Source organism: Pseudomonas sp. 3MA1, from assembly GCF_029237275.1.
In the GTDB taxonomy this organism is placed as follows: domain Bacteria; phylum Pseudomonadota; class Gammaproteobacteria; order Pseudomonadales; family Pseudomonadaceae; genus Aquipseudomonas; species Aquipseudomonas fluorescens_AP.
This window is the reverse complement of the sequence record NZ_JAACFX010000015.1, coordinates 1-11538: the sequence shown is the minus strand read 5'-3', so window position 1 is coordinate 11538 and position 11538 is coordinate 1. Positions and strand designations below refer to the sequence as shown.

8 protein-coding genes are annotated in these 11538 nt (G+C 64.9%); 4 read left to right on the top strand and 4 right to left on the bottom strand.

The window, feature by feature from the left end; all coding sequences use genetic code 11:
* The first annotated feature begins 59 nt into the window (after nt 1–59).
* The 4 genes from GWQ44_RS27835 (at nt 60) to GWQ44_RS27820 (ending at nt 7851) form a co-directional block, all read left to right on the top strand.
* Entirely contained in the window at nt 60–3167 is a 3108-nt protein-coding gene (locus GWQ44_RS27835; RefSeq protein WP_016966402.1) for an efflux RND transporter permease subunit, read from the top strand.
* On the top strand, nt 3164–4657 hold the full coding sequence (locus GWQ44_RS27830) for an efflux transporter outer membrane subunit (RefSeq protein WP_275928774.1): 1494 nt from the start codon (nt 3164–3166) through the stop codon (nt 4655–4657). Before GWQ44_RS27835 ends, GWQ44_RS27830 begins: the two co-directional genes overlap by 4 nt.
* Before the next feature lie 221 nt (nt 4658–4878).
* Entirely contained in the window at nt 4879–6966 is a 2088-nt protein-coding gene (locus GWQ44_RS27825; protein ID WP_275928773.1) for an EAL domain-containing protein, read from the top strand.
* Nucleotides 6967–7104: 138 nt separating this feature from the next.
* Nucleotides 7105–7851, top strand: coding sequence for an SDR family oxidoreductase (locus tag GWQ44_RS27820; protein WP_016966398.1), 747 nt, complete (start codon nt 7105–7107; stop codon nt 7849–7851).
* Nucleotides 7852–7966: 115 nt separating this feature from the next.
* On the opposite strand, the gene GWQ44_RS27815 is transcribed toward GWQ44_RS27820, so the two are convergent.
* From GWQ44_RS27815 to GWQ44_RS27800, 4 genes are read right to left on the bottom strand one after another with little or no spacing between them, the layout of a single operon-like run.
* Nucleotides 7967–8521: a hypothetical protein gene (locus GWQ44_RS27815; RefSeq protein WP_125063530.1), complete on the bottom strand. Its 555-nt coding sequence runs from the start codon at nt 8519–8521 to the stop codon at nt 7967–7969.
* 58 nt (nt 8522–8579) lie between these two features.
* Nucleotides 8580–9356: a PoNe immunity protein domain-containing protein gene (locus tag GWQ44_RS27810; protein ID WP_169891695.1), complete on the bottom strand. Its 777-nt coding sequence runs from the start codon at nt 9354–9356 to the stop codon at nt 8580–8582.
* 14 nt (nt 9357–9370) lie between these two features.
* Complete coding sequence (locus GWQ44_RS27805) at nt 9371–10156, bottom strand: PoNe immunity protein domain-containing protein (protein ID WP_275928772.1); 786 nt, start codon at nt 10154–10156, stop codon at nt 9371–9373.
* Nucleotides 10157–10170: 14 nt separating this feature from the next.
* The gene (locus GWQ44_RS27800) at nt 10171–11226 is read right to left on the bottom strand and encodes a hypothetical protein (RefSeq protein ID WP_275928771.1); all 1056 of its coding nucleotides are present in this window, start codon (nt 11224–11226) and stop codon (nt 10171–10173) included.
* Nucleotides 11227–11538: the final 312 nt, after the last annotated feature.

Below are 11538 nucleotides of genomic sequence, written 5' to 3'. Positions count from 1 at the left end.
TGCGCACCGATCCCGCTTTTCTCTTGCAGCTTGAGGCTTGAAGCCTGGAGCGGTCGCCCATGAATCTCTCAGGTCCTTTCATCAAGCGCCCGGTGGCGACCATGCTGCTGTCGCTGGCGATCATGCTGCTGGGCGGTGTGAGCTTCGGCCTGCTGCCGGTGGCGCCGCTGCCGCAGATGGATTTCCCGGTGATCGTGGTCCAGGCCAGCCTGCCGGGGGCCAGCCCCGAGGTCATGGCGTCCACCGTGGCCACGCCGCTGGAACGCTCGTTCGGCGCGATTGCCGGGGTCAACACTATGAGCAGCCGCTCCAGCCAGGGCTCGACCCGGGTGATCCTGCAGTTCGACCTGGACCGGGACATCAATGGCGCGGCGCGGGAAGTGCAGGCGGCCATCAACGCTTCACGCAACCTGCTGCCCAGCGGCATGCGCAGCATGCCCACCTACAAGAAGGTCAACCCGTCCCAGGCGCCGATCATGGTCCTGTCGCTGACCTCCGATGTCCTGGAGAAGGGCCAGTTGTACGACCTGGCCTCGACCATCCTGTCCCAGAGCCTGTCCCAGGTGCAGGGCGTGGGCGAGGTGCAGGTCGGCGGCAGCTCCTTGCCGGCGGTGCGCATCGAGCTGGAGCCGCAACTGCTCAACCAGTACGGCGTGGCCCTGGATGATGTGCGCAATGCCATCGCCAACGCCAACCAGCGCCGGCCCAAGGGCTCGGTGGAAGATGACCAGCGGCTGTGGCAGATCCAGGCCAACGACCAGCTGGAAAAGGCCCGTGACTACGAGCCGCTGATCATCCACTACAAGGACGGTGCGGCCCTGCGCCTGAAAGACGTGGCCAAGGTCAGCGACGGCGTGGAAGACCGCTACAACAGCGGCTTCTTCAACGATGACGCGGCGGTGCTGCTGGTGATCAACCGTCAGGCCGGGGCCAACATCATCGAGACGGTGAACGAGATCAAGGCCCAGTTGCCGGCGTTGCAGGCGGTGCTGCCGGCCAGCGTCAAGCTCAACCTGGCCATGGACCGCTCGCCGGTGATCAAGGCCACCTTGCACGAGGCGGAGATGACCCTGCTGATCGCCGTGGCCCTGGTGATCCTGGTGGTGTTCCTGTTCCTCGGCAATTTCCGCGCGTCGGTGATCCCGACCCTGGCGGTGCCGGTGTCGCTGGTGGGCACTTTCGCCGTCATGTACCTCTATGGCTTTTCCCTGAACAACCTGTCGCTGATGGCGCTGATCCTCGCCACCGGGCTGGTGGTGGACGACGCCATCGTGGTCCTGGAGAACATTTCCCGGCACATCGACGAAGGCATCGCGCCAATGAAGGCGGCGTACCTGGGGGCCAAGGAAGTGGGCTTCACCCTGCTGTCGATGAACGTGTCGCTGGTGGCGGTGTTCCTGTCGATCCTGTTCATGGGCGGGATCATCGAGAGCCTGTTTCGTGAATTCTCCATCACCCTGGCGGCGGCCATCGTGGTGTCCCTGGTGGTGTCCCTGACCCTGACCCCGATGCTCTGTGCGCGCTGGCTCAAGCCCCATGTCCCGGGCCAGGAAAACGCCCTGCAACGCTGGAGCCGCCGCAGCAACGAGTGGATGGTGGGCAAGTACGCCACCAGCCTGGACTGGGTGCTGCGGCACAAGCGCCTGACCCTGTTCAGCCTGCTGGTGACCATCGGCGTCAACGTGGCCCTGTACGTGGTGGTGCCCAAGACCTTCATGCCGCAGCAGGACACCGGCCAGTTGATCGGCTTCGTGCGCGGCGACGACGGCCTGTCCTTCAGCGTGATGCAGCCGAAGATGGAGATCTTCCGCCGCGCCGTGCTCAAGGACGCCGCGGTAGAAAGCGTGGCCGGCTTTATCGGCGGCAACAACGGCACCAACAACGCCTTCATGCTGGTGCGCCTGAAGCCGATCAAGGAGCGCGACATCTCGGCGCAGAAGGTCATCGAGCGCCTGCGCAAGGAAATGCCCAAGGTGCCCGGCGCGCAACTGATGCTGATGGCCGACCAGGACCTGCAGTTCGGTGGCGGCCGCGAGCAGACCACCTCGCAGTATTCCTACATCCTGCAAAGTGGTGACCTGGGCGAGCTGCGCCAGTGGTACCCGAAAGTGGTCAGCGCGCTGCGCGCCTTGCCCGAGCTGACCGCCATCGACGCCCGCGAAGGCCGTGGCGCCCAGCAGGTGACCCTGGTGGTCGACCGCGACCAGGCCAAGCGCCTGGGGGTGGACATGGACATGGTCACCGCGGTGCTCAACAACGCCTACAGTCAGCGGCAGATTTCCACCATCTACGACAGCCTCAACCAGTATCAGGTGGTGATGGAGGTCAACCCGAAATATGCCCAGGACCCGATCACCCTGAATCAGGTGCAGGTCATCACCAGTACCGGGGCGCGGATTCCGCTGTCGACCATCGCCCATTATGAAAACAGCCTGGAAGACGACCGGGTCAGTCACGAAGGGCAGTTCGCCTCGGAGAGCATTTCCTTCGACATGGCCGAAGGCGTGACGGTGGAGCAGGGCACCGCGGCCATCGAGCGGGCAATCGCCAAGCTGGGCATGCCCGAGGACGTGATCGTCAAGATGGCCGGCACCGCCGACGCCTTCGCCGCCACCCAGAAGAGCCAGCCGTTCATGATCCTCGGCGCCTTGCTGGCGGTGTACCTGGTGCTCGGGGTGCTCTATGAAAGCTACATCCACCCGCTGACCATCCTCTCCACCTTGCCCTCGGCCGGGGTCGGCGCCTTGCTCTCGATCTACGTGCTGGGCGGCGAGTTCAGCCTGATCTCGCTGCTGGGGCTGTTCCTGCTGATCGGCGTGGTGAAGAAGAACGCCATCCTGATGATCGACCTGGCGCTGCAACTGGAGCGCCACCAGGGCCTGGACCCGCTGCAATCGATCCGCAGCGCCTGCCTGCAGCGTCTGCGGCCGATCCTGATGACCACCCTGGCGGCGATTCTCGGCGCCTTGCCCTTGCTGCTGGGGGGCGCCGAGGGCTCGGAAATGCGCCAGCCCCTGGGCCTGACCATCATTGGCGGCCTGGTCTTCAGCCAGGTGCTGACCCTTTACACCACCCCAGTGGTCTACCTCTACCTCGATCGCCTGCGCCACAAGTTCAACCACTGGCGTGGGGTCCGTACCGATGCCGCTCTGGAAACGCCGCTATGACCGACCAATCGTCCCGTCCCGTTACTCTGCTGTCCGCCCAGCGCCTGGCCATGGCCCGGGGTTCGCGGGCCTTGAGCCTGGGCCTGTGCGTGGCGCTGCTCAGTGCTTGCGCCATCGGGCCCGATTACCAGCGCCCGCCAGTGGCCGAGCCTGTGCAGTACAAGGCGGCCGAGGGCTGGCGTCAGGCCAATCCCAGCGATGCCCTGGCCCGGGGCGCCTGGTGGGAGCTGTACGGTGACGCCCAGCTCAACGGCCTGATCGAGCGCCTCAACCATTCCAACCAGAGCGTGGCCCAGTCCGAGGCCCAGTACCTTCAGGCCCAGGCCCTGGTGCGCAGCTCCCGCGGGGCGTTCTTCCCCAGTGTCGACCTCAGCGCCGGCAAGACCCGCGCCAGCCAGGGCACCGGCAGCAGCAGTTCGGGGCTGAGCAGTTCCAGCAGCGGCATTCGCGACACCTACAACACCCAGTTGGGGGTGAGCTGGGAGGCGGATGTCTGGGGCAAGCTGCGCCGTGGCCTGGAAGCCAACGAAGCCAGCGCCGAGGCGAGCTTCGCCGATCTGGCGGCCATGCGCCTGAGCCAGCAGTCGGAACTGGTGCAGAACTACCTGCAATTGCGGGTGATCGACGAGCAGAAGCGCTTGTTGGAAGCCACGGTGGCGGCCTATCAGCGCTCCCTGACCATGACCCAGAACCAGTATCAGGCCGGGGTGTCCGGCAAGGATGCGGTGGCCCAGGCCCAGACCCAGCTCAAAAGCACCCAGGCCGACCTGATCGACCTGATCTGGCAGCGGGTGCAGTTCGAAAACGCCATCGCGGTGCTGATGGGCGTGCCGCCGGCCGAATTCAACCTGGCAGAAACCCCGCGGATTCCGGCGCTGCCCCAGGTGCCCCTGGCTGTGCCCTCGCAGTTGCTGGAGCGGCGTCCGGATATCGCCTCGGCGGAGCGTTCGGTGATGGCCGCCAACGCCAATATCGGCGTGGCCAAGGCCGCCTATTACCCGGACCTGACCCTGAGCCTGGCCGGCGGCTACAGCAGCAGTACCTACGCCAACTGGATCAGCCTGCCGAACCGCTTCTGGTCGGTGGGGCCGAAACTGGCCATGACCCTGTTCGACGGTGGCCAGCGCTCGGCGGAAGTGGATCGCACTGAAGCCGCCTACGACCAGACCGTGGCCAAGTACCGACAGACCGTGCTCGACGGTTTTCGCGAGGTGGAGAACTACATGATCCAGCTCAAGGTCCTGGAGGACGAGGCGGGGGTGCGCCAGCAGGCCCTGGATTCGGCCCGCGAGGCCCTGCGCCTGACCGAGAACCAGTACAAGGCCGGACTCATCGGTTATCTGGACGTGGTCACCAGCCAGACCACGGCCCTGAGCAACGAACGCAGCGTCCTCAGCCTGCTGCAGAGCCGGCTGATTGCCAGCGTGCAATTGATCGCCGCGCTGGGCGGCGGCTGGGACGGCCAATTGCAGGTCGGCGAGCAGAAATAGGCCGCCATCCGGGCCTCGCGCAGGGGCGCGCGAGGGCCCTCGACCACACCGCGCAAAGCCCATGCCCACAAGGGCTGTAGGGGCATCAAAGGCCCGGGCCAGACGTTCTGTCTGACTACTGGCTTTTTGCTCACTTTGTAGATGCGTTCTTCTGCGCAATCAGTACAATCTGCGCTTTTGCCCGCCGGGCAAACATCGGCACAACGGCCAAGAGATGCCCCATGCTCATCGGTAGTTATTCCCCCGCCCTGGTCGTGATCTCCATTTTCGTGGCGATCCTCGCTTCCTATACCGCCCTCGATCTCACCGGACGCATCACCACCACCAAAGGCCGCGCGGCCTACCTGTGGATGTGCGGCGGCGCGCTGGCCATGGGCATTGGCGTGTGGTCCATGCACTTTATCGGCATGCTCGCCTTCGAGCTGCCCATCGAGCTGGGCTACGACGTTGCGCTGACCGCCTTGTCGCTGCTGATCTCGATCCTGTCCTGCGGCTTCGCCCTGTGGCTGGTGAGCCAGCCGCGCCTGCCGCTGGGGCAACTGCTGTTTGGCGCCTTGATCATGGGCGTCGGTATCAGCGGCATGCATTACACCGGCATGGCGGCCATGCGCATGCAGCCGGGTATCGACTACGACCCGAGCCTGTTCAGCGCCTCGTTGCTGATTGCCTTCGGTGCTTCGCTGGCGGCGCTGTGGATCGCCTTTCGCCTGCGCCAGAACACCCCCCATGTGCGCCTGGCCCGCGCCGGCGCGGCGATTGTGATGGGCTTTGCCATCGTCGGCATGCACTACACCGGCATGGCCGCGGCGCGTTTCAGTGACGGCAGTTTCTGTGGGGCCCTGGGCAACGGCCTGAGCGGCAGGGGCCTGGACAATCTGGTGCTGATCACCACCCTGGCGGTGCTGATCATCGCCTTGCTGACCTCGGTGCTGGACGCGCGCCTGGAAGCCCGTACCGCGGTGCTGGCGCAATCCTTGACCGAAGCCAACAAGGAGCTGACCCAGCTGGCGCTGCACGACACCCTGACCGGTTTGCCGAACCGCATTCTGCTGGCGGACCGCATCGACCAGGCCATGCACCGGGTCACCGCCCATGGTGGCTGCTTTGCGCTGATGTTCATCGATCTGGATGGCTTCAAGCCGGTTAACGACGCGTTTGGCCATCACATGGGCGACCAGTTGCTGCGGGAAGTGGCCTTGCGCCTGCGCGAGGACCTGCGCAGCGAAGACACCCTGGCGCGGATCGGCGGCGACGAATTCGTACTGCTGGTGCAGCTCGCCGAGCCGGATGATGCCCTGCGCCTGGCGGCGCGGCAGGTGAGCCTGGTGTCCCGCTCGTTTCGCGTGGCCGACCACGAGTTGCAGATTTCTGCCAGCATCGGCATCGCGGTGTACCCCGGCAATGGCCTGACCGCCCAGGAACTGCTGATGAATGCCGACGCGGCGATGTATCACGCCAAGGCCACCGGCAAGAACGGCTACAGCTTTTTCGACGCGTCGATGAACAGCAACGCCCGGCGCCAGCTGCAGTTGCTTCAGGACCTGCGCAATGCCCTGGAACACAATCAGTTGCGCCTGTACTACCAGCCCAAGTTCGATGCCGGCGACGGTCGTCCGGTGGGCGCCGAGGCGCTGTTGCGCTGGGAGCATCCGCAGCACGGCCTGTTGCTGCCGGACAAGTTCATCGAGCTGGCGGAGAAGAGCGGGCTGATCATCGCCATCGGCGACTGGGTGCTGCACGAGGCCTGCCGGCAGATGCGCCAGTGGTATGTCCAGGGCTACACCGACTGGCGCATCGCGGTGAACCTCTCGGCCTTGCAGTTCTGCCATGTGGGGCTGGTCAAGAGCGTGGCCCAGGCCCTGGAGCGCAATCAGCTGCCGGCCAACAACCTGACCCTGGAAATCACCGAGACCACGGCGATGAACGACGCCGATGTCAGCATGATCGTTCTGCAGCAGCTGTCGGACATGGGGGTGGACCTGTCCATCGATGACTTCGGCACTGGCTATTCGAGCCTGATGTACCTCAAGCGCCTGCCGGCCAACGAGCTGAAGATCGACCGTGGTTTTGTCCGCGACCTGGAGCACGACAGCGACGACGCCGCCATCGTCTCGGCGATCGTCGCCCTGGGCCAGGCCCTGGGCCTGCGCATCGTTGCCGAGGGGGTGGAGAGCGGGGTGCAGCAGAGCTTCCTCACCCAGCTGGGCTGCGACTCGCTGCAAGGCTATTACCTGGGCCACCCGCTACCGCCCGAGAGCTTCATGCAGGGCATCCACCAGGCGGAACAAAAGGCCCGGCACGACGCCTGAGGCCGGCCTCGGCCGGTTATCGCCAGGGGCGAGGTCCTGTCTCGGAATAGAGGCTGTTTGATGTCACTGCGGTTTTCATCGCTGCCCGTGGGGTGTTTAATGGCGGGCGTTGAAATGATCAGTCAGGGAGTCGGCAGTATGGACAAAGTCATCGTCATCACCGGTGGCGGGCGGGGAATCGGTGCGGCCACGGCATTGCTGGCCGCGCAGCAGGGTTTCAAGGTGTGCATCAATTACCAGGCCGACGAGCAGGCGGCGCATCAGGTGCTGGAGCAGGTCCGCGCCCTGGGCGTCCAGGCCATCACCGTCCGGGCCGACGTCAGCATCGAAGATGAAGTCATTGGCCTGTTCCAGCGGGTCGACAGCGAGCTGGGCCGGGTCACCGCCCTGGTCAACAACGCCGGGACCGTGGGGCACCAGTCCCGCCTCGATGAAATGTCCGAATTCCGCATCCAGAAGATCATGAAGACCAATGTCATGGGGCCGATCCTCTGCGCCAAGCACGCCGTGCTGCGCATGTCGCCGCGCCATGGCGGGCAGGGCGGTAGCATCGTCAACGTGTCGTCGGTGGCGGCGCGCCTGGGTTCTCCCGGCGAATACGTCGACTACGCCGCGTCCAAGGGCGCCCTGGACAGCTTCACCATCGGCCTGTCCAAAGAAGTGGCGGGCGAGGGCATCCGCGTCAATGCGGTGCGCCCGGGCTACATCTACACCGACTTTCATGCCCTGAGCGGCGACGCCGACCGGGTCAGCAAACTGGAATCGGCGATTCCCATGGGCCGCGGCGGACGTCCCGACGAAGTGGCCGAAGCCATTCTCTGGCTGCTGTCGGACAAGGCCTCCTACACCACCGGCAGCTTCATCGACCTGGGCGGCGGCCGCTGAGCCCCCGCAAGTCTGCGGCCTATCCCGCAGGAGCCGGCTTGCCGGCGAAGAGGCCCTTGAGTCTTGCGCCGCGCTTGCGAACGCCTTCGCTGGCAAGCCAGCTCCTACGGTTTCCTCAGCGGGCGCGGCGGCGGCCGGGGCCGATCAGCAGGGCCAGCAACAGCCCCAGTACGCTGATGCCAAAGCTCATCAACTGTGGCATCAGGAACCCCAGGGTTTCCCCCGGGCGGTTGCAGCTGTAGCCATATCCATCGCCTTGTTCATGGGCCCAGACGCCCGGTGTGGCGCTCACGTCCACAGGCGCCGAAGGCGCGGGTTCCTCATTGGAGAACCCCAGGTTCGAATGGCTCGCGCTGCGCCTTTCCAGCTGTTCGATGGCCTGCAACTGGGCGTCGTTGCAGCGGTTCTGCGCCCAATTGCCGACCACCACCAGGACGGACAGCAGAAGCAGCAGCGGCACCGGGTAATAACGCCGGGTCCGCAGCAGGGGTGCCACCACCAGCCCGGCCAGGAAACCCGCCAGCAGCAGATTGACCCAGAACCACGGGCCGCCTTCCCAGCTCGGCGGTATCAACTGCACCAGCAGCGGGGGCAGCACAACGCGGGCGAACAGCAGGCACAGGGCGGCTGCGAGCAGGGTGATCAGCAGGGTCTTGATCCAGGATTTCATGGGCAATGCATAACCTTTAAGAAGGAGCGGTAAACGGGGGCTATCAGTGCTGCGCCAGCTATTGGGGCATCGGCGGCGGGGTAAAGCGCCGGGCGTAGTCGAGCAGGTCCCGGGGGAAGACCATGTGCTTGACCGCGCTGTCGTCCAGGCCGTACAGGTAGGCCACTGCCGCGGCTTCAAAGGCCCAGTAGCCGAAGTAGGATTCACCGTCCAGGTGGGAGTCGTGCCATGGGGCCTGTTCGAACGCTTCATACCACTGGTCGCAGTACTCCACCAGCAGCTCCCGGGCCTCGTCTGCTTGATCGGCGTAGATGGCCCTGATCAGCGGCGTATAGACCGGGTGGTACCACTCATCGATGTCTGCGCGGCCCGGCAGGCAGGGCTTGAGCAGGTCCTCGATCAGGGTGTCCTCGGCGTGGTAGCCGGCGCGGTCCTGCAGCGCCACCATGCGCGGCAGCAGGTCGCGGCGTTGCAGCAGGATGCACAGGCTGATGACCTGCACGTACTCCTCGTACTGGTCGAGGTAGTCCTCGATGTTCAGCGGCGCGATATCGGGCACCTCGTTGCACAGGGCCAAGGTGCGCTGATGCTCCTCGTAGCTGGCGATCAGTGCGTCCAGCTCTTGGGCCAGCTCCGGCATGGCCTTGCCGCCGGTGTAGCCCAGGATCAGATGGTCCAGGCGTGCTCGCTTGACCTCCCAGGCCTTGAGCGAGGCTTCCTGCCCGGGGTAGTCCTCTTCCATAGAGTGTGTCTGCCAATGGGCTTCGGTACCCGCCAGGAACTCCAGGAGGATGGGGTACTGCTTCGGGTCGAGAAACACCTGCCTGCGTTGCATGTCAGTATCCGGCCTCAGTGGAAGGGCATCGGCGGCGGGGTAAAGCGCCGGGCGTATTCGAGCATCTCCCGGGGGAAGACCATGTGTGTTACCGCGCTGTCGTCCAGGCCGAACAGGTAGGCCACTGCCGCAGCTTCAAAGGCCCAGTAGCCGAAGTAGGAACCCTCGTCGCCGTCCAGGTGGCTGTCGTGCCATGGGGCCTGTTCGAACGCCTCGTACCACTGGTTGCAGTACTCCACCAGCAGTTCCCGGGGTTCATCCGGATCTTCGGTGTAGATGGCCCGGATCAGGGGCGTGGAGACGTCGTGGAACCACTGATCAACGTCTTCACGATCCGGCAGGTAGGCCTTGAGCAGGTCCTCGATCAGGGTGTCCTGGCCGTTAAAGCCGGCGCGGTCCTGCAGCAGCACCAGGCGCGGTAGCAGGTCGCTGCGTTGCAGCAGGATGCACAGGCTGATGACCTGGACATATTCCTCGTACTCGTCGGGGTAGTCCTGGATGTTCAGCGGCGCGATATCCGGCCGTTCTTCGTAAACCCCCATCTTGCGCTGGTAGTCCTCGTAGCCTTCGATCACCCCATCCAGCTCCCGGGCCAGTTGCTCCATGGGTGCACCGCCGGTGTAGCCCAGGATCAGGTGGTGCAGGCGCGCGCTGCGCACATTGGAGGCCTTGAGGGAGGCTTCCTGCTCGGGGCTGTCGGCCATCATCGAGTGGGTCTGCCAGTGCGCCTCTTCGCCGGCCAGGCTTTCGAGGAAGTCGTGGTACTGCTTGTGGCTGAGAAACACTTGTCTGCGGTTCATGTCGGTGCCTTGTCTCAGTAGACGGGAATCAGGGTGAAGGGCGCCTTGCGCTGCGAGGTTTCCAGCAGCAGGGTCGCCAGGTCGACTTCGGCGGGCTCCAGGTCGAGCTGCTCCAGTTCCTCTTCCAGCTGTTGTGCATTGGCGGGCAGGGCAACGATCGGACGGCGCAGGTAGGGCCGTGGGTCTTCGCCGTAGTAGACCTGCGCCGGGCCCTCGGGGATGCCTTCCAGGCGGGCAAAACCTTCCTGGTCGAGGTTGCCCTCGGCTTGCGAGCCGTCACTGAACACCGCGCGGTAGGCGGCGCCGGACACCGGCTCCAGGTTCGGGTAGTGCAGGTTCAGTTCCAGCCAGTGGCCCTCACCGCTGAGGTGTTCCAGGCCCTGGTTGACGTCCTGGGCGAGGCTTGCGGCATCGGGGGCGCCGGGTTGTGGCGCGGCGCTGATGGTCGTTGGCCGCGGTTCCAGGGACGACTGCGGCTTGGGCGCCAGGGCCGGGCCGCGGCTGTGGGCGGCGGCCGAGTTGTTGCGCTGTTCGGCGATCCACGGGGCGATGCGTTCTTGCACCGTCACCATGAGAAATTCGGTGTGTTCGCAGGCTTCGTTGAGATTGTGCAGCACCAGGCGCTGCTGCTCGGGCGTGAGGCCGTTGAAGGTGCTGGAGGCGCTCACGCCGCGGATGATCTCGGGCAGTTCTTCGGCCAGGCGCACTGGGTCCAGGCACTTTTCCAGCAGCTGTTCGGGGCTGGTTTTCAGGCGGCAGGCCAGCAGGGTGTGGCGGATCAGGTCGAAGAGCTTTTCGGCGTGGCGTTGGGGCGCGCGGTTGATCAGGCGCAAAAGGATCTTCAGGCCGTGCCCGGGGCCGGGGATCCAGCCGATCAGGGCCAGGGCCAGGTCGAAGAAGGCGTCTTCCTCGTCCTTGGGGTTGTTGATGGCGTCCAGTTCGAAGATCGCCTGGATGCAGTCGTAGGCGTTGAGTTCCTGGGTCAGCAGTGGCAGGCGGCCGCGTTCGATGGCCTTGATCAGTTCGGCCTTGGCCTCTGGGTAGTCGTCGTAATACAGGTCTTCGACCATGACGTGTTCCTTTCCCTGGAAAAATGGAGCGCGGATGCTGAATGAATTGAGGGGGTGGGGCAAGGGAATTTGGTTCTTTCATGCGGTGCTTGGGATGGGGGGCATATCCGTTGCTGCGGTCAGGGCTGCTTAGGGTTTCGCCCTTACGGCGACTCACTTTGGAAAAGCCCCAAAGTAAGCAAAGGGCTTCTGCCCCTCCACTCGGTGCCTCGCCTAGGCTCGGCATGCCCTTGTAAGCTAATTTCTACCTGCCTCAGATCGCGGTGCCCTCGGATTTCGAGATCGTGAGTGAGCATGGGTCGAGGCAGGTTC

Coding starts and splice junctions, on each gene's coding strand:
- GWQ44_RS27805 (WP_275928772.1), bottom strand. CDS start 10,156: ATGAACCGCAGACAAGTGTTTCTCAGCCACAAGCAGTACCACGACTTC.
- GWQ44_RS27830 (WP_275928774.1), top strand. CDS start 3,164: ATGACCGACCAATCGTCCCGTCCCGTTACTCTGCTGTCCGCCCAGCGC.
- GWQ44_RS27835 (WP_016966402.1), top strand. CDS start 60: ATGAATCTCTCAGGTCCTTTCATCAAGCGCCCGGTGGCGACCATGCTG.
- GWQ44_RS27800 (WP_275928771.1), bottom strand. CDS start 11,226: ATGGTCGAAGACCTGTATTACGACGACTACCCAGAGGCCAAGGCCGAA.
- GWQ44_RS27810 (WP_169891695.1), bottom strand. CDS start 9,356: ATGCAACGCAGGCAGGTGTTTCTCGACCCGAAGCAGTACCCCATCCTC.
- GWQ44_RS27820 (WP_016966398.1), top strand. CDS start 7,105: ATGGACAAAGTCATCGTCATCACCGGTGGCGGGCGGGGAATCGGTGCG.
- GWQ44_RS27815 (WP_125063530.1), bottom strand. CDS start 8,521: ATGAAATCCTGGATCAAGACCCTGCTGATCACCCTGCTCGCAGCCGCC.
- GWQ44_RS27825 (WP_275928773.1), top strand. CDS start 4,879: ATGCTCATCGGTAGTTATTCCCCCGCCCTGGTCGTGATCTCCATTTTC.